Origin of the sequence: Promicromonospora sp. NPDC059942 (assembly GCF_042731755.1) — a bacterium.
GTDB lineage: Bacteria > Actinomycetota > Actinomycetes > Actinomycetales > Cellulomonadaceae > Promicromonospora.
Genome location: NZ_JBHWLR010000017.1, coordinates 88,708 through 112,015 on the forward strand (window position 1 = coordinate 88,708; position 23,308 = coordinate 112,015).

Here is a 23,308-nt window from a genome sequence, read left to right on the forward strand (position 1 = left end):
ACTACTCGTCGAACTGAGCGGTGACCGTCCGGAGCAGCGCAGCGAGCTGCGGGCGCTCCGCCGGGGACAGGGCGGTCAGCACCTTGGCCTCGATGTCGAGCAGGTCGCTCATCGCGGCGTCGACCCGAGCCAGCCCCTCGTCGGTGAGCTCGACGAGCACGCCGCGGCGGTCGTCCGGGGAGCGGTGCCGCTGGACGAACCCGCGCGACTCCAGCCGGTCGATCCGGTTGGTCATGGTGCCGCTCGTGACCAGCGTCTGGGTGACGAGCGTGCCCGGCGACAGGCGATAGGGCTCGCCGGCACGGCGCAGCGCCGAGAGCACGTCGAACTCCCACGTCTCCAGGCTGTGCCGCGCGAACGCCGTGCGGCGGGCGAGGTCCAGGTGCCGGGCCAGCCGGGACACCCGGCTGAACACCGTCAGCGGTTCGAGCTCGAGGTCCGGGCGCACGTGGTGCCACGCGGCGACGATGCGGTCGACCTCGTCGGCGGGACCTGTGTGCTCCATGGCGAGAGGCTACCGGATGTCTCGATATCAAGAATCTCGACCGGACGCGTGGCGTGCGTAGCGTGGTGGGCGACACCGCGCCGACCGTAGGCTCAGGCATCGTGGGAACAGACATCAGGGTGCACCAGGTCTACGCCGGACGAGTGCTGCAGGGTGCCGGGGCGCGAGCCCTCGTGCCGGACGAGATCGAACGGCTCGGGGCGCGGCGGGTGCTGGTGGTCGCGGCGCCGTCGTCGGCCGAGGTGGCGCAGGACCTGGCCACGAACCTGGGGGAGCGGCATGCCGCGACCTTCGGGCGCCCGGCCCAGCACACCCCCGTCGAGGTGACCGCCGACGCGCTCGCCGTGGCCCGGGAGGTGCGCGCCGACGCGCTCGTCGCGATCGGCGGCGGGTCGGCGATCGGGCTCGCCAAGGCGCTCGCGATCCGGACCGGCATGCCGCAGGTCGCCGTGCCCACCACCTACGCCGGCTCGGAGGCCACGCCCGTGCTCGGGGAGACCGAGCACGGCGTCAAGACGACGCGGCGCGACCCCGCCCTCGCGCCCGGCACCGTCGTCTACGACCCGGAGCTCACGCTGTCGATGCCCCACGGGCTCACGCTCACCTCCGCCCTCAACGCGCTGGCCCACGCCGTCGAGGCGCTGTGGGACACCGGGGCGAGCGCCGCGACGCGCGCCTACGGCGTCGAGGCCGCGGACGGCATCCTGTCCGCGCTCCCGCTGGTGCTGGACCGGCTGTCCGACGTCGACGCGCGGGCCCGCCTCCAGGAGGCGGCGTGGCTGGCGGGCGCGTGCTTGGCGCAGGCGCGGATGGGGCTGCACCACCAGCTCGCCCACGTGCTCGGCGGCACCTACGGCCTGCCGCACGCCGAGCTGCACGCCCTGCTGCTGCCGCACGTCATGCGGTTCGACCTGGTCGCCGCCCCGGACGCGGCCGCGCGCCTGACTCGCGTCGCGAACGGTGACCCGGCGGACGCGGTCGCGGCGCTCGCGGCCCGGCACGACGGCCCGACGACGCTCGGCGCGCTCGGCCTGCCCCGCACCGCGCTGCGCGAGGTGGCCGAGCGGGTGGCGGACGACCCCTACCCGAACCCGCGCCAGGTCACCGCCGACGCGGTGGAGGAGCTGCTGCTCGCCGCGTGGTGAGCTGGTGTCTCAGTCGGCCGTCCGGCGGCCCAGGAGGTGCGCCTGCGGGAATCCCCGCGCCGGGTCCTCGCCCGGCGCGATCACCAGGCGCGCGACCTCGGTCACGCCGTTCCGGCCCAGCAGGCCGACGACGTGGTCGGGCGAGTACCGCCAGGCGGGCGACACCTTGTGGTCGAAGGGCTCGGCCGCCGCGTCCGTGGCGTCGAGCGCCTGGAACGCCAGCAGGAGATACCCGCCCGGGGCCAGGACTCGGGTCAGCTCGGCGAGCGTCGCCGGGAGCGCGTCCGGCGGCGTGTGGATGACGGAGTAGTTCGCCACCACCCCGGCCAGGCCACCCGTGGCGACACCGAGCGCGCCGAGGTCGCCCATGTCGCCGACGTCGAACCGCACGCCCGGGTGGGCCGCGCGGGCGGCCGCCACGAGCCGGGGCGACAGGTCGACGCCGAACGCGTCGACGCCCCGCTCCCGGAGAAGGCCGGTGACGTGCCCGGGCCCGCAGCCGACGTCGGCCACCTGCCCGCCGGCCGACTGCCCGCCGGCCGCCTGCTCGCCGGCTGGCTGCCCGCCGTCCGCCTGCCCGGCGAACTGCCGGACGAGGTCGGCGAACGCCTTGATCATGACGTGGTTCAGGGGCTGGCCGGCGAACGCCTCGCCGATGAACGCGGTGTAGGCCTCGGCCTTGTCGTCGTAGTCGTCGCGCACGGTCGCAAGCTGCTCGGAGGACGTCACGCGCCGCAGCCTAGATCGACACCGGCGGCAAGCGTCAGTGCTTGTTCGGCTCCCCGGCGAGGTCGGTACTTCCCTGCGACGTCGGCCGGCTCCTCCAGGGCCAACTGACTCTCGTTCAGGAATATGTCCGCTTCATGGCGGACCATGGTTCAGTTTCACCCCCAATATCACAGGGTGAAACAGGGTGCGCATTAAAGCCGAATATCCATTTCCCGTTGCAGAGTCCGTGTCGTGTGCTTAATGTATGGAACGCGAACACTGTTCCGCTCGCAGGTGATCATCCTGTGATTCCCGTTTTCCGGAAGGAAAAAGCACCATGTCTGTTGTTGACATCGTCTCGACCCTGCTCGACTCCCTCGGCATCACCCTGGCGCAGATCCGCGTCCTTCTGGGTCTCTGAGCAGGGAATACGCCGCTATAGCGGCGTGAGCAACATCCCCAGCCAAAGCGAACGCCCCCTGCGTATTCAACGCAGGGGGCGTTCGTTCTTTTGCGCTGGCGCAGACATTGTTGCGTCCGCGCAAGCTGACTTGACGACTTCGGGCATTTCAGTGGTCCGCGGCAATTCGCCGCCCGATATTGACGTTGCGTCAGTGTGTGGAGGGCCAGAGGCTCAGCGCGACATCTTTGTCAGCGCCGGCTTCTTCTCCATGTTGTGCAGGCCGTTCCAGGCCAGGTTCACCAGGTGCGCCGCCACCTCGGTCTTCCGGGGGCTGCGCGCGTCCAGCCAGTACTGGCCCGTGAGCGCGATCATCCCGACCAGCATCTGCGCGTAGAGCGGGGCGGCCTTGGTGTCCAGCCCGTTCTCCCGGAACTGCGGCTCCAGGATCGCCTCGACCTGGGTGGCGACGTCGCCGATCAGGCTGGAGAACGTGCCCGTCGCCTGGGCGACGGGGGAGTCGCGCACGAGGATCCGGAACCCGTCCTCGGACGACTCGATGTAGTCGAGGAGGGCCAGCGCCGTCCGCTCCAGCAGCACCTTCGGGTGGCCGCCGGAGCCGAGGGCTCCGGTCAGCGCGTGGGTCAGCGCCTGGACCTCGCGGTCCACGACGACGGCGTAGATGCCCTCCTTGCCGCCGAAGTGCTCGTAGACGACGGGCTTGGAGACCTCGGCCCGGGCCGCGATCTCCTCCACGCTCGTGCCCTCGAAGCCCTTCTGGGCGAACAGGCCGCGGCTCACCGTGAGCAGCTGCTCACGCCGCTGGCTGGCCGTCATGCGAGGTCGATGGGTACGTCGGTTTTCGGCGGCCATGGGGTTCATTGTGCCCGAGTGCCGGTTCGGGGCGTGTCGCGGCCGGGCGGCCCGCGCCGCGGATGTGGCTGACGACTCGACCCGTCCGGCATGGGGCATGCCCCGGGACCTGGCAGACTGTTCACGGACGTGCGACGGTGGCACACGCCCGCCTCGGGTCACGACGGAGCCTCCCGCGCGCCCGGTCCGCCTTGGTGTAATCGGCAGCACAGAGGTTTTTGGTGCCTTTAGTCCAGGTTCGAATCCTGGGGGCGGAGCCATCCGGATCTGACGAACCCACCGATCGGAGCACTCGTGACCGAGACACCTCAGCCGGCAGCAGTCATCGTTCTTGCCGCCGGCCAGGGCACCCGCATGAAGTCAGCGCTGCCGAAGATCCTGCACCCGCTCGGCGGCAAGCCGATGGTGGGGCACGCGCTGGCCGCGGCTCGCGAGCTCGAGCCCGCGCAGGTCGCCGTGGTGGTCCGGCACGAGCGCGACCTGGTCGCCGAGGCCGTCGCGCAGCTCGATCCCGGCGCGATCCTCGTGGACCAGGACGACATCCCCGGCACAGGCCGCGCCGTGCAGTGCGCCCTGGCGGCGCTCGACGCCAAGGCCCAGGCCGCGGCCGCCGCCGCGGGGCTCGCCGACGGCGAGGTCGTGGGCGAGGGCATCGAGGGGCCGGTCGTCGTCGTGGCGGGCGACGTCCCGCTGCTCGACGGCGCCACGCTCGGCCAGCTCCTCGCCGCGCACCACGCGGACGGCAACGCCGTCACCATCCTCACCACCGAGGTCGCCGACGCGACCGGCTACGGCCGGATCGTCCGCGAGAAGGACACGGGGGACGTGCTCGAGATCGTCGAGCACAAGGACGCGAGCGCGGACCAGCTCGAGATCCTGGAGATCAACTCGTCGGTCTACGTGTTCGACGCCGTCACCCTGCGCCGCGGGCTGAACGGGCTGGACAGCAAGAACGCGCAGGGCGAGGTCTACCTGACCGACGTCGTCGCGTTCGCCCGGTCCGAGGGCCTGCACGTGCGGGCCCTGCTCGCCGACGACCCGATGCTGGTCGAGGGGGTCAACGACCGCGTGGCGCTGTCCGTCCTCGCCCGCGAGATGAACCGCCGCGTCGTCGAGGAGTGGCAGCGCGCGGGCGTCACGGTCCAGGACCCGGCCACCACGTGGATCGACGTCGACGTCGAGCTCGCCCCCGACGTCACGCTCCTGCCGAACACGCAGCTCAAGGGCGCAACCGTGGTCGCCACGGGCGCGACGATCGGCCCGGACACCACGCTGACCGACGTCGAGGTGGGCGCCGGCGCCACGGTGATCCGCACGCACGGCACGCTCGCCGTCATCGGCGACGACGCCTCCGTGGGCCCGTTCGCCTACCTGCGCCCCGGTACCAAGCTGGGCCGCAAGGGCAAGATCGGCACCTTCGTCGAGACCAAGAACGCCGAGATCGGCGAGGGCAGCAAGGTCCCGCACCTCTCCTACGTCGGTGACGCGTCGATCGGCGAGCACACCAACATCGGCGCCGCGTCGGTGACCGTCAACTACGACGGCGTGCACAAGCACCGCACGGTGATCGGCTCGCACGCGCGCACCGGCGCGGACAACATGTTCGTCGCACCCGTGACCGTGGGTGACGGCGCGTACACCGCTGCCGGGTCCGTGATCCGCCGGGACGTGCCCGCGGGCGCGCTCGGGGTCACCGCCGGGCAGCAGCGCAACATCGAGGGCTGGGTCGGCCGTCGTAGGCCGGGCACGGCCGCGGCGGACGCCGCGGCGTCGGCCAGCGCGCCGTCCGGCCTCGGTGACCAGGCACAGCGACAGCTTGCCCAGCAGAACGCAGCCGGGACCCCCACGGTCCCGCAGGCCGCGGCCACCCAGGCCGGACCGGCCGACCAGGCCCCAGAACCCGGGGCCGACGAGGAAGGAAAGTCGCACTGATGTCCAGCACCGTTCCCGGACCCAACCGCCACCCGCTCGTCCTGGCGGCGGGCCGAGCGCATCCTGAGCTGGCGAAGAACGTCGCGAAGGAGCTGGGCATCGACCTCCTGGGCGTGTCCGCGTACGACTTCGCGAACAGCGAGACGTACGTCCGCTTCAGCGAGTCGGTACGCGGCATGGACCTGTTCCTGCTCCAGTCCCACACCATGCCGGTCAACCAGTGGATCATGGAGCAGCTGCTCATGGTCGACGCCGCCAAGCGCGCCTCGGCGCACTCCGTCACCGTGGTCGCGCCGTTCTTCGGCTACGCCCGGCAGGACAAGAAGAGCCGCGGCCGCGAGCCGATCTCGGCCCGGCTCATCGCGGACATGTTCAAGACGGCGGGCGCGAACCGCCTGATGAGCGTGGACCTGCACACCGCGCAGATCCAGGGCTTCTTCGACGGGCCCGTGGACCACCTGTGGGCCATGCCGATCCTGGTCGACTACGTGCGCACCCGCGTCGACGTCGAGAACGTGACCGTCGTGTCGCCCGACGCCGGCCGCATCCGCGTCGCCGAGATCTGGGCCTCCAAGCTGGGCGGCGGCCCGCTGGCGTTCGTGCACAAGACGCGCGACGTCACGCGACCCAACCAGTCGGTCGCCAACCGCGTCGTGGGCGACGTCCAGGGCAAGGACTGCGTGCTGGTGGACGACCTGATCGACACCGGCGGCACCATCGCCGAGGCCGTCAAGGTGATCATGGCGGCGGGCGCCAAGTCCGTGACGGTCGCGGCGACGCACGGCGTGCTGTCCGGCCCGGCCGCGCAGCGCCTCACCGAGTGCGGTGCGCGCGAGGTCGTGGTCACCGATACCCTGCCGATCGAGGAGGACCGCCGGTTCCCCAACCTCAAGGTGCTCTCGATCGCGCCGCTGCTGGCCTCCGCGATCAACGAGGTGCACTCCGACGGGTCCGTCACCTCGCTGTTCGACGGCAACTCCTGAGCCGAGCCGCCGAGCGGGGCACTTGACTCGGACACGGTCAACGGAGGACCGTGTCTTGACATCGATCTGGGAGGGTCAGTGACCGTCACCGTCGTGGTCCCTACGTTCAACGAGGGACCCAACGTCGCCGCGCTCACGGAGCGGCTCTGCGCCGCCTTCGGGGTGCTGCCCGACGACGGTCGCCGCCCCGGCGTCCCGCAGGGACCCGAGGGCGGCCCCGCTCCGGTGGGGGCACCGGAGCTGGCCGAGATCCTCTTCGTCGACGACTCGGACGACGACACCCCCGACCGGATCCGCGAGGTGGCGGCCACCGCACCCGTCCCGGTGCGGCTGCTGCACCGGGACACGCCGCAGGGCGGGCTCAGCGGCGCCGTCGTGGCGGGGCTGCGCACGGTGGACACCGAGTGGGCCGTGGTGATGGACGGCGACCTGCAGCACCCGCCGGAGCTCGTGCCCGCGCTCGTCACGCGCGGGCGGGAGGCAGGCCTCGACCTCGTCGTGGCGTCCCGGTACACGGGCGACGGCGACGCCGGGGGCCTGGACGGCTGGTGGCGGCACGGTGTCTCGATCGCCTCGGCCCTGCTGGCGCGCTCCATGTTCCCGGTCCGGCTGCGGAACGTGACCGACCCGCTCACCGGCTTCTTCGCCGCCCGCGTGGAGAGCCTGGACCTCGACGCCCTGCACCCGCGCGGTTTCAAGATCCTGCTCGAGCTGCTGGCGCGCAACACCCTCGCCGTGGGCGAGGAGCCGTTCGTGTTCGGCGAGCGGTACGCGGGGCACTCCAAGGCGACCTTCAGGACGGGGCTGCGCTACCTGGAGCAACTCGCGGCGCTGCGGTTCGGGCGGATGTCGCGGTTCGCGATCATCGGCGGCTTCGGGGCCGTGCTCAACATCCTCATCCTGTGGCTGCTCACCGCGCTGAGCGTGCACTACGTGCAGGCGGCGGTGATCTCTGCCGTCGTGACGATCCTGATCAACTTCCTGCTGCAGGAACGCTTCGTGTTCCGGGACCTGCGCGACGAGGGCCGCGGCGTCTGGTCGCGGTTCGCGCACTCGTTCGCGTTCAACGGCACGGAGGCGGCCATCCGGCTGCCCGTGCTGTGGTGGCTGGTCGAGCACACGGGCATGTGGCCCGTCCTGGTGCAGGCGGTGACGCTCGTCGTGGCGTTCCTGCTCCGGTTCGTCTTCCACGTCCAGGTGGTCTACAAGCCCCGGCGCACGCAGCCGGCGATCGGAGTCACACCGCCTCTCGGTGCGGATCGCGCCGACGAGCGGGTACAGTAGTCAGGTTGCCTCGGCGAGGGACGTCTGACGGCCGCGGCGGGACCTGATCCCGCAAGCACTCGGCCGGCGTCCGTGATCGACTGGGCGGCCGTCGGCGGCCCCGGGCGGAGTACCCCTCCAGCACCTCGCCCCGCGTGCCCGCTCCGCGCCCGTCACGTGTCCCGCGCCGACGCAGCCGCCATCTTCGAGTTGCACACATATCTTCCAGGAGTGAGTTCCCATGGCCGAGATCAAGCTCGCCGCTGAGCCCCGCACCGAGTTCGGCAAGGGTGCGGCCCGCCGCATCCGCCGCGACAACAAGATCCCCGCTGTCCTGTACGGGCACGGCACCGACCCGGTGCACGTGACCCTGCCGGGCCACGAGTCGATGCTGGCGCTGCGCCAGGCCAACGTGCTGTTCTCCATCGAGCTGGACGGCAAGGGCCAGCTGGCCGTCGCCAAGGACATCCAGCGCGACCCGGTCCGCAACGTCATCGAGCACATCGACCTGCAGGTCGTGCGCGCCGGCGAGAAGATCACCGTCGACATCACCGTGAACATCGTGGGCGAGTCGGCCCCGGGCACCATCCACCTGGTCGAGGAGCAGACCCTCTCCGTCGAGGCCGAGGCCACGCACCTGCCCGAGTCGGTCGAGGTCTCCATCGAGGGCCTCGAGACCGGCGCGCAGGTCCACGCGAGCGAGGTCACCCTCCCGGCGGGCTCGACGCTGCTCACCGACCCGAACGCGGTCGTCGTGCTCATCACCGAGCCGCGCGGCGAGGCCAGCCCGGACGAGGCCGAGGAGTCGGCGGAGTCCGCCGGTTCGGCCGCCGAGGCGTCCTCGGAGGGCTGAGCCCCTCCCGTACCCCGGAGCGTCCCGGCCTGAGCCGGACGTACCGGGCCGAGGTATGACGGGCCGAGGTGGAACGTCCTGACGCGCGCACGAGAGGATCGTGCGCGGCGCGGGTTCCACCTCGGCCTGACCTGTCTCCGCCGTGCGGCCTCCGCCGTGCCGTCCCCGGCGCGGTGCGGCAGCCCTGCCCCGTGAACGCCGTCGTGAAGGGAACATGACATGAGTGACCGGCCCTGGCTCGTCGTCGGGCTCGGCAACCCCGGCCCCAAGTACGCCGGCAACCGGCACAACGTGGGGCAGATGGTGCTGGACCTGCTGGCCGAGCGCACCGGCGCGCGTTTCTCGAAGCACGCCCGGGCCCAGGCCGTCGTCGCGGAGGCCCGGCTCGGGGTGCTGCCCGGCGGAGCCCCCGGACCCCGCGTGATCCTGGCGAAGCCGACCACGTACATGAACACCTCGGGCGGCCCGGTCAGCGCGCTCGCGAAGTACTACGACGTCGAGCCCGACCACGTGGTCATGGTGCACGACGAGGTGGACATCCCGTTCGACACCATCAAGCTCAAGGTCGGCGGGGGCGAGGGCGGCCACAACGGCCTGCGCGACACCACCAAGGCGCTCGGCACCAAGGAGTACCACCGGGTGCGCGTCGGCGTCGGCCGCCCGCCCGGGCGGATGGACACGGCGGACTACGTGCTGCGCGACTTCAGCGGCACGGAGAAGAAGGACCTGCCGATCCTCGTGGACGACGCCGCCGACGCCGTCGAGATGCTGCTCACCGAGGGGCTGCTCGCGGCCCAGGGCAAGTACCACGTCGCCAAGGCCTGAGCCCGCCCGCGCCGCACGTCCCGCACCGCGTGTCTCCGGATCCCCAGGTCGCTTCGCTGACCTGGGGATCCGTCGTTCCCGGCGGGTTCTGACAGCGCTGTAGGCAACCGGGTGAACCGCGGGTGATCATGCCGTCCTGGCCGGGCCCAACCGGCACGGGCGCTCCTAGGGTGGCGATGTGGGCAGCACCTTCGCACTTTCGTCACACCGGACCCGCCGGGGCCGTCGGCCCCTCGCGGCCTTCGTCGTCGCCGTCCTCGCGGCCTCGTCAGCACTGCTGGCGGTGGTTCCCGCGGCGTCCGCGGCCGACCCGTGCGCACCCGGGAGCAACCCGGTCATGTGCGAGAACTCGAAGCCGGGGACGTCCCCCGACGTGTGGGACATCGACCGGTCCGGCGACGCCAGCATCCAGGGCTTCGCCACCGAGATGAGCGTGGACACGGGCAAGCGGGTCTCGTTCAAGATCGACACCGACGCCCGGGCCTACACGATCGACATCTACCGCACCGGCTGGTACCAGGGGCTCGGCGCGCGCAAGATCGCGTCGGTCACGCCGAGCGCCACGCTGCCGCAGCGGCAGCCGGAGTGCGCCTGGGACGTGACCACCGAGCTGGTCGACTGCGGCGGCTGGGGCGTCTCCGCGGGCTGGGACGTGCCGACCACGGCGGTGTCCGGCGTGTACATCGCCCTGCTGACCCGGACCGACACCGGCGGCCAGAGCCACATCACGTTCGTCGTGCGCGACGACGGGTCCACCTCCGACGTCGTCTTCCAGACGTCGGACACCACGTGGCAGGCGTACAACACCTACGGCGGGTCCAGCTTCTACACCGGCGGCGCCAACGGGCGCGCCTACAAGCTCAGCTACAACCGCCCCTTCGCGACCCGCGGCCTGGAGAACGGCCGCGACTTCTACTTCAGCGCCGAGTACGCGATGGTCCGGTTCATGGAGCAGAACGGCTACGACGTCACCTATATCTCGGGCGTCGACACCGACCGCGACGGGGCCCGGCTGCTCGACCACAAGGCCTTCCTGTCCGTGGGGCACGACGAGTACTGGTCTGCCGCGCAGCGGACCGCCGTCGAACGGGCCCGCGACGCCGGGGTGCACCTCGGCTTCTTCGCCGGGAACGACATGTACTGGCACACGCGCTGGGAGCCGTCCGCCGTCGGCACGCCGTCCGACCACCGCACCCTGGTGTCCTACAAGGAGACCTGGGGCCGGGCCAAGATCGACCCGTCCAGCGAGTGGACCGGGACCTGGCGCGACCCGCGGTACGCGAGCTCGGCCGCGGGCGCCGGAAAGCCCGAGAACGGCGTGATCGGCACCCTGTACACGACCAACTACTCGGACCTGCCGCTCACGGTGACGTCCGAGGACGGCAAGCTGCGCATCTGGCGCGGCACGACGCTGAACAGCCTGCCCGCGGGCACCTCGCAGGCGCTCGCGCAGCACACGGTCGGGTACGAGTCGAACGAGGACCTCGACAACGGCTTCAGACCGGCGGGCCTGATCCGCATGTCGACGACCGTCGGGAACGTCCCCGAGTACCTGCAGGACTTCGGCAACACGGTGGCGCCCGGCGTCACGAAGCACACCATCACCCTGTACAAGGCCACGAGCGGCGCCCTGGTGTTCTCCGCCGGCACGGTGCAGTGGGCCTGGGGCCTGGACCAGGAGCACGACGGCAACGGCGCGCCCGCCGACTCGCGGATGCGCCAGGCGACGGTCAACCTCTTCGCGGACATGGGCATCCAGCCGGGCACCCTGGCCTCGGGCATCACCCCGGCGAGCAAGACGACGGACACCACCGGGCCGACCACCCAGATCACGAGCCCGGCCGCGGGGCAGACCTACCGCGGCGGGGCGAGCGTGACCGTCACGGGCACGGCCACGGACGCTGCGGGCAAGGTGGCCGGCGTCGAGGTGTCGCTCGACGGCGGCAAGTCCTGGCACCCTGCCGAGGGCCGCGCGAGCTGGAAGTACACCGGCCAGGCCTTCGGGTCCGGCGCGACGCAGCTCCGCGCCCGGGCGATCGACGACTCCGCGAACATGGGGGCGGTGGCGACGGTGGGCGCGACGGTGACCTGCCCGTGCACAGTGTTCGGCACCACCACGCCGCCGACCGGCCCGGCCGACGACTCGTCGGCCGTCGAGCTGGGCATGCGGTTCGTGCCCACCGACAGCGGCTACGTGAGCGGCGTGCGGTTCCACAAGACGGCGGCGAACACGGGCACGCACTTCGGCGCGCTGTGGAGCGCGTCCGGCGAGCAGCTCGCCCGGGTGCAGTTCACCGGTGAGACATCGACCGGCTGGCAGGAGGCGTCGTTCACGACTCCCGTCCCCGTCGTCGGCGGGCAGGCGTACACGGTGTCCTACACCGCGCCCAACGGCGGGTACACGTCGACCCCGTGGGCCTTCCAGACCACGGGGCGCGAGGCCGGGCCGCTCACGGTCCCGGGCGGGTTCAGCGCTCCGCCGGCCGGTCTGTACGGCTCGCCCGGCACGGTCCCGAACCAGAACTGGGACAACGCCAACTACTGGGTGGACGCCGTCTACACGACGAACGACAGCTCGCCGCTGGTCGCCTCCTCGCGGACCCCGGTCCCCGGCGAGGTCAGCGTGCGGCTGGACGCCCCGGTGCGGATCACGTTCTCCAAGAGCGTCGTGGCGTCGTCGATCACCATGGCGCTGACCGACCAGGCCGGCACGGCGGCCCCCGGGACCGTGTCTTACGACGCGGCCACCCGCACGGCCACCTTCACGCCGTCGTCGCCGCTGGCCGGGTTCGCCACGTACAAGATGGTGGCCTCCGCCAAGACGGCCGACGGCACCACCCTGTCCGACGGCGGCACCTGGAGCTTCCGGACGCTTCGCCCGCCGTCCACGACGTGCCCGTGCGGCCTGTTCGACGAGACGATGGTGCCGGGCGTCACGGCCGCGGCCGACAACGCCGCCGTCGTGCTGGGCATGCGGTTCACGCCGCGCGTGTCCGGCAAGGTCTCCGGGCTGCAGTTCTGGAAGTCGACCCAGATGGCGGGGCCGTTCGTGGCCACCCTGTGGGGGAGCAACGGGCAGGTCGTCGCGCAGAAGACCGTCTCGGACCCGGTGCCGCAGGGGTGGCAGGACGTCACGTTCGACACGCCCGCCGACGTGACCGGCGGCCAGGAGTACACCGTGGGCTACCGCGCGCCGACGGGCCGCTACCCGGTGACGCTCGGTGCGCTCGGCGCCACCCGGACGGTCGGGGACCTGAGCTCGCCGCAGAACGCCGGCGTGTACCTCTACGGCTCCGGCCGCCCGACGACCCAGACGTCCTCGTCCTACCTCGTCGACGTGCAGTTCGAGCCGGCCGCCGCGGCCCCGACCATCACGTCTCGGACTCCGTCCGCCTCCGCGGTCGACGTGGCGACGAGCACCAAGGTCTCGGTCACGGCCTCGCAGACGCTCGCGACCTCCGGCACGACGCTGACGCTGACCGGCCCCGGCGGGGCGGCGGTGACCGGCACGCTGGCCGTCTCCGGCACGACGGTGACGTTCACGCCCGGGAGCGCCCTGACGGCCGGCGCGTCCTACACGGCCGCGTTCACCGGGAAGACGACCGGCGGGCAGACGCTCGGCCCGACGTCGTGGTCGTTCACCACGAAGGCGGCCGACGGTCAGTGCCCGTGCACCATCTTCGGCGCCGACGTGCCGCCGCTCGCGTCCGCCGACGACGGCGCGGCCGTGGAGCTCGGCACGCGGTTCACCGCGAGCCGCAGCGGCTTCGTCACGGCCGTGCGCTTCTACCGGGGGCCGGCGAACACGGGCACCCAGACGGTGTCGGTGTGGAACTCCGCGGGCACGCGCCTGGCGACGGCCCAGGCGGCGTCGGGCGGGAGCGACGGCTGGCAGACGGTCACGCTGGCGCAGCGGGTGGCGGTCACCGCCGGGAGCACCTACACCGTGTCCTACCTCGCGCCGAACGGCGGCTACGCGGCCGGGTCGGGCTACTTCTCCCAGGCGCGCACCGTCGGCCCGCTGACGGCGCCCGCCAACGCCGGTACCTACCTCTACGGCGGCGGGTTCCCGCAGTACACCTGGCAGAGCTCCGGGTACTGGGTGGACCCGGTGTTCACCGACCAGTAGGGACGACGCCGGAGAGGCGGACGCCGCCGTGCGGGCGGCGTCCGCCTCTCTCGTGCGGGCGGCTCAGCGGGCCGGGCTCAGCGCGCCGTCAGCGTGGCGAACACCGTGACCGCGCACCCGTCGCCGGCGCGGACGGTGGTGAGCACCACGCTGTCGCCCTTGCGGTTCAGGTCGACGACGGTGCGGCGGGGCCGGTTCGTCGTGTCCTTCTCGGCGAAGCCGCCGGAGGTGAACCAGGAGCGGTAGTCGAGCAGCACGTCGGTGCACGCTGCGTCGACGGTCGCGTCGAGCGTGACCTGGAAGCGGCCGTCCGCCCCGGTCACGGAGCTCGACTCGACGTCGGCCCCCTTCGGCACGAGCACGACGTCGTCGGGGAAGCCCGCGACGAGGCCGGCGGCGCTGCCGGTCCGCTGGCCGCCGCCGAGCCGGCCGGCGGCCGGTCCGGTGGCGTTGCCCAGGCCGTTCGCCGGCGACCCGTCCTGCGCCACGGGCGGGATCACCTCGCTGCCGTCGCCGCCGCTCTGCCCGTCGCTGCCGCCGTCCGGCATGGGCGCAGTGGCCCCCGTCTTCGTCGGCTCGGTCTCGGGTTCGGTGCTCGGCCCCGCGCTCGTGCCCGGTTCCGTGCTGGGCTCGGCCGACCCGGTGCCCGCGTCGTCCGGCTCGTCCGACGGCGTGGCCGAGGCCGTGCCGGGACTCGTCGCGGAGGCCGTGCCGTCGTCGGGTGTCCGGCTCGCCTCGGGCGTGCCGGTGCAGCCGGTCAGGACCAGGGCCGCGGCCAGCAGCGGTGCGGCGGCCGCGGTACTCCTGGCCGCAGTACTCCGGGCCGCGGTGCTCCTACGGTTCGTGCGCATGGTGTCATCCCCTGACCACGCTCGGGGACCAGGCCTGCGGGATCGCGACGGCCGGAGCCGTCGAGCCGTCCGCGGGCAGGGCCCAGACGTCGGTGGTGCCCGGCGCGTCGGCGCGGGGCAGCCCGTACAGGATCGTCGTGTCGTCGAGCCAGGTGATCTGGTCGTCGACGTTCCGCTCCTCGCCGTCCAGCACGGTGACCGCCATCGTGTCGAGGTCGAGCACCGCCGGGGTCCAGTGCGGCGTGGCCGCGCCGGGCTCCCGGGCGTCGTGCTTGAACGCCAGGCGGGTCCCGTCCGGCGACAGCGAGGGGCACTCCACGCCGTCGAGCAGCGTGACGAGGGTGCGGTCGTCCAGGTCGCCCTGGACGAGCCAGGTGCGGCCGAGCGACTGCGACTGGACCGTCGCGTAGAAGGTCCGTTCGTCCACGAAGGTCACGCCCCACACGTTCCGGTCCACGGGTGCCACGGGCTCGCCGTCGACGAGCAGCGTGAAGTCCTCGAGGTTGCCGGACACGTCGGAGCCGTCGGCGCGGTGCACCGTCGTCTCCGTGGAGAAGCCCGTCGTGGCGTACGAGTGGCCGGTCACGAACGCCGTGGTGGCCACCAGGCCGTCCGGCGACAGCCGCGTGCGGCTGGGGACGCCGGGCAGGGGCCAGCTCGCCGTGGGCTCCCACGCGTCGTCGAGCACCTCGGCCTCGTAGGTGGTGACGACGCCGCGGCGGGTGTGCAGGCAGACCGTCGTCTCGCCGTCGGAGTCGACGCGGTCGCAGACGGCCGGCGTCACCTCGCGGGGTCCGGAGAGGTCGTCGAGCGCGACGGCGGACACCCGGCCGTACAGCTCGCCGGGCGCCGTGCCGCGGAACAGCACGTGCGGGCCGTCCAGCACGTCCTCGGCCACCTCGACCGCGCTGGGGGCGGCCTGCTCGGCCCGGGCGCGCAGCACCTCGGTGGTGACGTACCAGCCGGTGCCGGCCAGCACCACCACGGCCAGCGCGCCGAACGCCGTGCGCCGGGTCGCGTGCGGGCTCATGCGGGGGACTTCCGCAGCAGGTAGGCGCAGACCGGGACGGCGAGCGCGAGCGCCGCCGTCGCGATCCACAGCGCGTCGACCCGGCCGGTCGCGTACCAGAGCACGCCGAACCCGGCGGAGGCGACCATCCGCGCGACGGCCGTGACCGTCTGGGCGGTGCCGATCGCGGTGCCACGCACGGCCGCGGGGACCAGCGCGCTGGTCAGCGCGGACAGCACGCCATCGGTCGCGGCGTAGAAGGCGCCGAGCAGGACCAGGGCGACCACCGTCGTCGTCGTGCCGGCGAACGGCGCGGCCGCGCACACGTACGCGGCGGCGAGCAGCACGTGCCCCCAGACCAGCACGCGGGCCCGGCCGAAGCGGTCGGCGAACCGGCCGACGGGCGCCGCGAGCAGCATGTACACGGCGTTGGTGCCGACGTACAGCAGCGGGAACCATTGCGTCGCGAAGCCGTCGCGGTCCTGGAGCGCGAGGTAGACGAACCCGTCGCCCACGGTCAGCAGGCCCAGGAGCCCGGCGACGACGAGGAGGCGCACCGTGGCGCCGCCGCGCAGGAAGCTCCACGAGAACGGGCGCCCGGCGAGCTCCAGGCCGCCCGGCGCCTCGCACGAGCAGCCCTTGCACTTGGGCAGCCCGCGTGACTCGCGGGTGCGGTGGGTCCTCAGCCAGGCGGCCTGCCGGGGCCGGAGGTCCGGGACGAGGAGCACCAGGGCGCCGACGCCGAGCACCGCGGCGCCGAGCGAGATCACGAAGACCGTCGTGTACCCGTCCGGGATGGCCCAGAGCACCACGAACGCGAGCAGGGGGCCGAGCGCCGCCCCCGCGGTGTCCAGCGCGCGGTGCACCCCGAAGGAGCGCCCGAGGTTGCGCGGGTTGGCGGACGCCGCGATGAGGGCGTCGCGCGGGGCCGTGCGCACGCCCTTGCCGATCCGGTCGGTGACGACGAGGCTCGCGATGGCCGGGAGGCCCGCGGCGAACAGCAGGCCGACCCGGGTCAGGGCGGACAGCCCGTAGCCGACGGCGGCGACCCACTTGGGCCGGTCGGTCCGGTCCGCGGCCCAGCCGCCGGCGACCCGGACCAGGGCGCCGGCGCCCTGGACGAGGCCGTCGACCACCCCGTACGCGACCACCGACAGGCCCATCGCGGCGGTGACGTACAGGGGCAGGATCGCGGTGACCGCCTCGGAGGAGACGTCCGTCAGGAAGCTCACCACGCCGAGCGTCACGACCGTGGAGGAGACCCGCCCGGCGCGGCGGCGCGCGGCGTCCGACCGGGCGGCTGGTCGCGTGCCCGGCCGTTCGGGGGACGGAGTTCCGGTCGGTGTGCCGGTCCCTCCCGGAGCAGCGCGGAGGAGCCCTGACATGTGGCTCAGGCTACGACCGGGGCCCCGGGTCACGACCGGTCAGGCAGGGGTGAACTGGGTTTCTCACCCGGGTGAGGCGGTTGCCCGGCGGGTCGACGTCGGCACCCTTCCTGACCCGGCCAGCCAGCGCGGCGGCGCGAACAGCCAGCGCGCGCCGATCCGGGGCGCGAGCGCGCCCAGACCCAGCCCGACGCCGATCGCCGCCGCCCAGAGGACCACGGGCAGCCACTGCGACTGCGGCGCCGGGACCCAGACCGCGTTGCGGTACAGCAGGCAGAGCAGCGCGAGGACGACCGACGTGTGCGTGACGAAGACCGGCAGCGTGCGCGCGCCGATCCAGCGCAGCCCGAGCGCGCCGGGCACCCGGGAGAGCAGCACGCTCACCGCCACCCCGGCCGGCACGCCGGCGACGTTGGCCAGCAGGTACAGCCCGGGGATGTCGGCCAGGCCGAGGTCGCGCACCGCGATCTGGATGCCGAGCCAGAGGCCGACGGCGAGGAGCGCCCAGAGCCAGGTGACGCGCTCGGCGAACCGTTCGAGCAGCGGCCGCAGGTGCAGGCCCGCCAGGAAGAACACCGCGAACTGCGCCGTGCCGCGCCACGCGATGCTCTCCGGCTCCCAGCCGGCCAGCGCCCACCCGCTCACGGCCGCCGCCGCCAGCAGCTGCACCGGCACGGGGACCGGGCGCAGCAGGCGCGCGAGGACGAAGAACGCGGCCAGCGTCCAGAGGAACCACAGCTCCGAACGGGGGACCAGCAGCGACCAGGCGAGGTCGTGCGCGAGGGTGCCCCAGTCGGCGTCCGCCACCTGGTAGTAGCCCGTGAGCAGGCGCACCACCAGGGAGACCGGCTCCCACAGCACGAAGACCCAGGCGAAGTGGAGCAGCTTGCCGCGGGCCAGCCGGGACCACGGCACCGCCGTCCACTTGCCGGCGAACATGCCGGCGACCGCGAAGAACAGCGGCATGCGCAGGCTGCGCAGCGTCTCGTTGACCTCGCGCAGGACGCTCACCTCGTACCCCGTGGACCACGTCCAGTTGGTCGCGTGGTAGAGCACGACCAGTGAGATGGCCAGGCCGCGCGCGGCGTCGGGCCAGGCGAGGCGGAAGGCGCCGCGGCGCGCGAGAGCGGCGTCCCGCACCGCGGGCGTGCCGTGCCGCGGGGGACCGGAGGGGGTGAACATTGCCGGTCATCGTAGGACAGAGCGGGACGGAAGGCACCGCAAACTGCGGTGTCAGTGCCCAGGAGTAGCCTGGGACCCAGCCCCTCACCCCCTGACCCTCCCCGGGTCATGCCTGTGAAGGGCCCGTCGTCGTGCGCCCTCGAAGGAACAGATCTATGAACCTCACCGGCCTCCTCCCCACTCTCCTGCGCGATCCCGGCGCCTCCGCCGCCGTGGAGCACGTGCGCACCCGTGGCTTCGCGGACGTGGTGGGCCCGGTGGGGGTCCGTCCGCCGCTGCTGGTGGCCGCGGCCGAGCGGCGTCCCCTCGTGGTGGTGACCGCGACGGGCCGGGAGGCCGACGACCTGGCCGCGAGCCTCCGCGGCTACCTCCCGGAGGAGCGGGGCGACGAGGTCGCCGTGCTCCCCGCCTGGGAGACGCTGCCGCACGAGCGGCTCAGCCCGCGCGCCGACACCGTCGCGAAGCGCCTGGCGGTGTTCCGCCGGCTCGCGCACCCGGCCGAGGGGCACGGGCAGGCGAGCGAGGTCCGGCTGCTGGTGATGCCGGTCCGGGCCCTGCTCCAGCCCGTCGTCGAGGGCCTGGGGGAGCTGGAGCCGGTCCAGCTCGAGACCGGCACCACCGCCGACCTGACCGACGTGGCCGAGCGGCTCACCGCCGCCGCCTACACCCGGGTGGACATGGTGGAGCGGCGCGGCGAGTTCGCGGTGCGCGGCGGCATCCTCGACGTGTTCCCGCCCACGGAGGACCACCCGCTGCGGTGCGAGTTCTGGGGCGACGAGGTCACGGAGATCCGCTGGTTCGCCGTGGCCGACCAGCGCAGCCTGGAGATCGCGGAGCACGGCGTCTGGGCGCCGCCGTGCCGCGAGATCCTGCTGACGGACGCCGTCCGGGCCCGCGCGGCGGAGCTGGTGGAGACGCTGCCGGGCGCGGTCGAGATGCTCGACAAGCTCGCCGCCGGTGTCGCCGTGGAGGGCATGGAGTCGCTCGCCCCGGTGCTGGTGGACCGCATGGTCCCCGTGCTGGAGCTAGTGCCCGACGACGCGCTGCTGGTGGTCAACGAGCCCGAGCGCGTGCGCCGCCGCGCGCACGACCTCGTGGCGACCACCGAGGAGTTCCTCGCCGCGGCCTGGACCGGCGCGGTCGCCGGCGGAGCGGCGCCCATCGACCTGTCCGCGGCGTCCTTCGAGACCTTCGCCGAGGTGCGCGAGATCGCGGCCCGGCGCGGCCTGGGCTGGTGGACCCTCTCCTCCTTCACGCAGGACACGGAGCTCACCGAGGAGTCGGACGACGCGTCGTCGGGCGTCGGCGAGTCCGTGTTCACGATCAGCGCGCGCGACGTCGAGTCCTACCGCGGCGACCTCGCCCGCGCGCTGGACGACGTGCACGGGCTGCAGGTCGCGAGCTGGCGCCTCGTGCTGACCACCGAGGGCCACGGCCCGGCCAAGCGCATGACCGAGCAGCTCTCCGCGGCCGGCACCGCGGCCCGGCTGGCGGTGTCGCTGGAGGAGGAGCCCGAGCCCGGCGTCGTGCACGTGCTGGCCGGCGGCGTGGGCAAGGGCTTCGTGGCGCCCGAGCTCCAGCTCGCCGTCTTCTCCGAGCAGGACCTGACCGGACGCGCCGGCGCGAACACCCGCGACATGCGCCGGATGCCGAGCCGGCGCCGCAACGTCGTGGACCCGCTCCAGCTCAAGGCCGACGACTACGTGGTGCACGAGCAGCACGGCGTCGGCCGGTTCGTCGAGATGGCCCAGCGCACCATGGGCACCGGCGGCAACCGGGCCACCCGCGAGTACCTCGTGATCGAGTACGCGAGCAGCAAGCGCGGCCAGCCGGGCGACCGGCTGTTCGTGCCCACCGACCAGCTCGACCAGGTCACCAAGTACACGGGCGGCGAGTCGCCGTCGCTCTCCAAGATGGGCGGCGCCGACTGGAAGAACACCAAGGCCAAGGCCCGCAAGCACGTGCGCGAGATCGCGAGCGAGCTGATCCGGCTCTACAGCGCGCGCATGGCGACCGAGGGCCACGCCTACGGCCCCGACACCCCGTGGCAGCGCGAGCTGGAGGACGCGTTCGCCTACGTCGAGACGCCCGACCAGCTCGCCACCATCGACGAGGTCAAGGCCGACATGGAGAAGTCCGTGCCGATGGACCGCCTGGTGTGCGGCGACGTCGGGTACGGCAAGACGGAGATCGCCATCCGGGCCGCCTTCAAGGCGGTGCAGGACGGCAAGCAGGTCGCCGTGCTGGTGCCCACGACGCTCCTGGTGCAGCAGCACTTCGAGACCTTCTCCGAGCGGTACACCGGGTTCCCCGTGACCGTGCGGGCGCTCAGCCGCTTCCAGTCGGCCAAGGAGTCCGAGGAGACGCTCGCCGGGCTCAAGGACGGCAGCGTCGACATCGTGATCGGCACCCACCGCCTCATCACCGGGTCCGTCGCCTTCAAGGACCTGGGCCTCGTGGTCATCGACGAGGAGCAGCGCTTCGGCGTCGAGCACAAGGAGACGCTCAAGCAGCTCCGCACCAACGTGGACGTGCTGGCCATGTCCGCCACCCCGATCCCGCGCACGCTGGAGATGGCGGTGACCGGCATCCGCGAGATGTCCACGCTGGCCACGCCCCCGGAGGAGCGCCACCCCGTGCTCACCTACGTGGGCGCCTACGAGGAGAAGCAGATCGCGGCCGCGCTGCGCCGCGAGCTGCTGCGCGAGGGCCAGGTCTTCTACGTGCACAACAAGGTGGAGACCATCCAGCGTGCCGCGTCCCGCCTGAACGAGCTCGTGCCCGAGGCCCGGATCGGCGTGGCCCACGGCAAGATGAGCGAGCACCAGCTCGACCAGGTCATCCGCGCCTTCTGGGAGAAGGAGCTCGACGTGCTGGTGTGCACCACGATCATCGAGACCGGCCTGGACATCTCCAACGCCAACACCCTGATCCTGGAGCGCTCCGACATGCTGGGCCTGTCCCAGCTCCACCAGCTCCGCGGGCGCGTCGGCCGCGGGCGCGAGCGCGCCTACGCCTACTTCCTGTACCCGCCCGAGAAGCCGCTCACCGAGACGGCCCACGACCGACTCGCCACCATGGCCGCCCACACCGACCTCGGCGCGGGCATGCAGATCGCCATGAAGGACCTCGAGATCCGCGGTGCGGGCAACCTGCTCGGCGGCGAGCAGTCCGGCCACATCGCCGGCGTCGGCTTCGACCTCTACGTGCGCATGGTCGGCGAGGCCGTGTCAGCGTTCCGTGGCGACACCGAGGAGGAGGCACCCGAGGTCACCATCGAGCTGCCCGTCGACGCGCACCTGCCCGAGGCCTACATCGCCACCGAGCGGCTGCGGCTGGAGGCGTACAAGAAGATCGCCGCCGCCCACGACGCCGGGGCGCTCGCGGAGGTCCGCGCCGAGCTCACCGACCGCTACGGCGTCCTGCCCGAGGTCGCGGACGCGCTGTTCGACGTCGCCGACTTCCGCAACCACGTGCGGGAGGCCGGGCTCTCGGACATCACGGCGCAGGGCAAGTACATCCGGTTCGCGCCGGTCAACCTGCCGGAGTCGGCGCAGCTCCGGCTCAAGCGGCTCTACCCGGGCACCATCCTCAAGCCGGCCATCCGGGCCATCCTCGTGCCGTTCCCGACGACGGCGCGGATCGGCGGGCGCCCGCTGCGCGGGACCGAGGTGCTGGAGTGGGCCCGCGGCCTCATCGACGCGGTGATTCTGGCGGACGTGGCGGCTGCCGCTAAGGTCGGCACACGCTCGTGACCCCAGGCCTCGCGTCCGTGGGATAGGTGAAACTCGAATTCACAGCAACTCACCCGGACCGTATAGGCTCCACCCGCGTAACCCGCTCATCATGTCGTTTCGTGGAGGACACCGCATGGCACTCGGACATCGCGTGCGTGGACACCGTGCACGCGCGGTCACCGGCTCGATCGCGGCGCTGGCCGCGCTCGGCGGCCTGCTGACCGGCTGCGCGACCGATTCTGCCGAGTCGGCGGAGAGCACCGCGGTGGAGGTGCGCCCGGAGCTGCGCGCCCTGCTGCCGGGCGAGCTGCGGGCCGAGTCGGCCCGCATCGCCGTCGGTACGGAGTCGGGCTACCCGCCCTTCGAGTACACGAACGAGGCCGGCCGCATCGTCGGCTTCGAGATCGATCTGTTCGACGCCGCGTCGAAGCGCCTGGGCCTGAAGTACAACTTCGTGGACATGCCCTGGGACTCGCTGGTCGACGAGCTGTACGCGAGCAACGTCGACGTGGTGGCGGCTGCGATGTCGGACACCCCCGAGCGGCAGGCCGACTCCGACTTCGTCGACTACTACAACGACAGCGACGCGATCATGGTCCCGGCGGGCAACCCCGAGGGCATCAAGAACCTGAAGGACCTGTGCGGCCGTCCGGTCGCGGTCCTCGTCGAGACCACGCAGGCGGAGGCCCTGGCGGCGCTGAACGCCAACCAGTGCCAGGCCAAGCCGGTCAACGTGCTGACGTTCGAGACCGACGCCGACGCGCTCGCGCAGGTCCAGGCGGGCAAGGCCGACGCGGAGCTCACCCAGTGGTCGACGGGTGCCTACAACGCCAAGCAGGTCGGCTCGGGCGACATCTTCCAGGTGGCCAACACCGAGATCATCAACCCGACGCCGCTCGGGTTCCGGTTCCTCAAGGGCGACGTCGAGATGGTGCGGGCCTACCAGGCCGCGGTGCAGAGCATCATCGACGACGGCACGTACGCCGAGATCCTGGCGAAGCACGACCTCTCCGCCGGTGCCCTCACGACCGCCACGGTGAACAACCAGCAGCCGTGACGCACCGCTGAACGCCGCACCGAACGGGCCGTCCCACACACCGTGGGGCGGCCCGTCGTCGTTCCGTCCTCCGAACACCCGCTCCGCATCGCGAAATAACGGCCACCCTGGTGACCGTTAGGGGGCCCGTCGGTTAGCCTGATAGCCGAAAGGAGCAGTCATGGCCAGAACATCCCTTCGCACCCAGCGCGATCTCGCGTCGCTCGGCGACCACGTGCGCGCCTGGCGCAAGATCCACGGCCTCACGGCCCAGCTCGTCGCCGACCGTGCGGGCATCACGCGCACGACGCTGCGAGCCATCGAGACCGGCACGGGAACGGTCAGCCTCGAGAACACGTTCGCGGTGCTGCGGGTGCTCGGCGTGGCCGACGCCATCGTCGGCGCGAGCGACCCGCTGACCACCGAGATGGGCCGGTTCCACGCGGACCGGGCCCTGCCGCAGCGGGTGAGAGTCCCCAACTGAGCACACCG

The 23,308-nt window shown here is 72.6% G+C and carries 17 protein-coding genes and 1 tRNA gene; 11 read left to right on the top strand and 7 right to left on the bottom strand.

The window, feature by feature from the left end; genetic code table 11:
• Nucleotide 1 precedes the first annotated feature (1 nt).
• A complete protein-coding gene (locus ACFV9Q_RS23335; protein ID WP_377236390.1) occupies nt 2–505 on the bottom strand; it encodes a MarR family winged helix-turn-helix transcriptional regulator in 504 nt (167 codons plus the stop codon).
• A gap of 101 nt (nt 506–606) precedes the next feature.
• Here ACFV9Q_RS23335 and ACFV9Q_RS23340 point away from each other — a divergent pair, with 101 nt between their 5' ends.
• Entirely contained in the window at nt 607–1,650 is a 1,044-nt protein-coding gene (locus ACFV9Q_RS23340; protein ID WP_377236391.1) for a maleylacetate reductase, read from the top strand.
• A gap of 9 nt (nt 1,651–1,659) precedes the next feature.
• Here ACFV9Q_RS23340 and ACFV9Q_RS23345 read toward each other — a convergent pair whose 3' ends face one another.
• Together ACFV9Q_RS23345 and ACFV9Q_RS23350 are read right to left on the bottom strand one after the other, a co-directional pair.
• A complete protein-coding gene (locus ACFV9Q_RS23345) occupies nt 1,660–2,379 on the bottom strand; it encodes a class I SAM-dependent methyltransferase (RefSeq protein ID WP_377236392.1) in 720 nt (239 codons plus the stop codon).
• Between the two features lie 613 nt (nt 2,380–2,992).
• The gene (locus tag ACFV9Q_RS23350; RefSeq protein ID WP_285105724.1) at nt 2,993–3,595 is read right to left on the bottom strand and encodes a TetR/AcrR family transcriptional regulator; all 603 of its coding nucleotides are present in this window, start codon (nt 3,593–3,595) and stop codon (nt 2,993–2,995) included.
• 221 nt (nt 3,596–3,816) lie between these two features.
• Between ACFV9Q_RS23350 and ACFV9Q_RS23355 the strand changes: the two genes are divergently transcribed.
• The 7 genes from ACFV9Q_RS23355 to ACFV9Q_RS23385 all read left to right on the top strand — a co-directional run bounded on the left by ACFV9Q_RS23355 (nt 3,817) and on the right by ACFV9Q_RS23385 (nt 13,616).
• Nucleotides 3,817–3,891: transfer RNA gene (locus tag ACFV9Q_RS23355), tRNA-Gln, on the top strand.
• Nucleotides 3,892–3,985: 94 nt separating this feature from the next.
• A complete protein-coding gene (gene glmU / locus ACFV9Q_RS23360) occupies nt 3,986–5,563 on the top strand; it encodes a bifunctional UDP-N-acetylglucosamine diphosphorylase/glucosamine-1-phosphate N-acetyltransferase GlmU (RefSeq protein WP_377236406.1) in 1,578 nt (525 codons plus the stop codon).
• Nucleotides 5,563–6,546: a ribose-phosphate diphosphokinase gene (locus tag ACFV9Q_RS23365; protein ID WP_377236393.1), complete on the top strand. Its 984-nt coding sequence runs from the start codon at nt 5,563–5,565 to the stop codon at nt 6,544–6,546. Before glmU ends, ACFV9Q_RS23365 begins: the two co-directional genes overlap by 1 nt.
• Before the next feature lie 78 nt (nt 6,547–6,624).
• The gene (locus tag ACFV9Q_RS23370; protein WP_377227814.1) at nt 6,625–7,830 is read left to right on the top strand and encodes a GtrA family protein; all 1,206 of its coding nucleotides are present in this window, start codon (nt 6,625–6,627) and stop codon (nt 7,828–7,830) included.
• A gap of 220 nt (nt 7,831–8,050) precedes the next feature.
• Nucleotides 8,051–8,662, top strand: coding sequence for a 50S ribosomal protein L25/general stress protein Ctc (locus tag ACFV9Q_RS23375; protein WP_377227813.1), 612 nt, complete (start codon nt 8,051–8,053; stop codon nt 8,660–8,662).
• 219 nt (nt 8,663–8,881) lie between these two features.
• Complete coding sequence (gene pth, locus ACFV9Q_RS23380; protein ID WP_285105733.1) at nt 8,882–9,487, top strand: aminoacyl-tRNA hydrolase; 606 nt, start codon at nt 8,882–8,884, stop codon at nt 9,485–9,487.
• 178 nt (nt 9,488–9,665) lie between these two features.
• Nucleotides 9,666–13,616, top strand: coding sequence for a DUF4082 domain-containing protein (locus ACFV9Q_RS23385; RefSeq protein WP_377236394.1), 3,951 nt, complete (start codon nt 9,666–9,668; stop codon nt 13,614–13,616).
• Between the two features lie 77 nt (nt 13,617–13,693).
• Here ACFV9Q_RS23385 and ACFV9Q_RS23390 read toward each other — a convergent pair whose 3' ends face one another.
• The 4 genes from ACFV9Q_RS23390 to ACFV9Q_RS23405 form a co-directional block, all read right to left on the bottom strand.
• Nucleotides 13,694–14,467 carry a hypothetical protein gene (locus ACFV9Q_RS23390; RefSeq protein WP_377236395.1) on the bottom strand — a complete coding sequence of 258 codons (774 nt, stop codon included), beginning with the start codon at nt 14,465–14,467 and terminating at the stop codon, nt 13,694–13,696.
• A 4-nt stretch (nt 14,468–14,471) separates the two neighbouring features.
• Nucleotides 14,472–15,497, bottom strand: a complete 1,026-nt coding sequence (locus ACFV9Q_RS23395; protein WP_377236396.1) for a hypothetical protein — start codon at nt 15,495–15,497, stop codon at nt 14,472–14,474.
• Nucleotides 15,494–16,723: an MFS transporter gene (locus ACFV9Q_RS23400; protein WP_377236407.1), complete on the bottom strand. Its 1,230-nt coding sequence runs from the start codon at nt 16,721–16,723 to the stop codon at nt 15,494–15,496. The genes ACFV9Q_RS23395 and ACFV9Q_RS23400 overlap by 4 nt, the downstream gene beginning before the upstream one ends.
• 201 nt (nt 16,724–16,924) lie before the next feature.
• Nucleotides 16,925–18,043, bottom strand: coding sequence for an acyltransferase family protein (locus ACFV9Q_RS23405; protein WP_377236397.1), 1,119 nt, complete (start codon nt 18,041–18,043; stop codon nt 16,925–16,927).
• A 155-nt stretch (nt 18,044–18,198) separates the two neighbouring features.
• On the opposite strand from ACFV9Q_RS23405, the gene mfd reads away from it, so the two are divergent.
• From mfd to ACFV9Q_RS23420, 3 genes are all read left to right on the top strand, one after another.
• On the top strand, nt 18,199–21,798 hold the full coding sequence (mfd, locus tag ACFV9Q_RS23410; protein WP_377236398.1) for a transcription-repair coupling factor: 3,600 nt from the start codon (nt 18,199–18,201) through the stop codon (nt 21,796–21,798).
• A gap of 115 nt (nt 21,799–21,913) precedes the next feature.
• Nucleotides 21,914–22,837 carry an ABC transporter substrate-binding protein gene (locus ACFV9Q_RS23415; RefSeq protein ID WP_377236399.1) on the top strand — a complete coding sequence of 308 codons (924 nt, stop codon included), beginning with the start codon at nt 21,914–21,916 and terminating at the stop codon, nt 22,835–22,837.
• 160 nt (nt 22,838–22,997) lie between these two features.
• A complete protein-coding gene (locus tag ACFV9Q_RS23420) occupies nt 22,998–23,300 on the top strand; it encodes a helix-turn-helix transcriptional regulator (protein ID WP_377229938.1) in 303 nt (100 codons plus the stop codon).
• Nucleotides 23,301–23,308 lie beyond the last annotated feature (8 nt).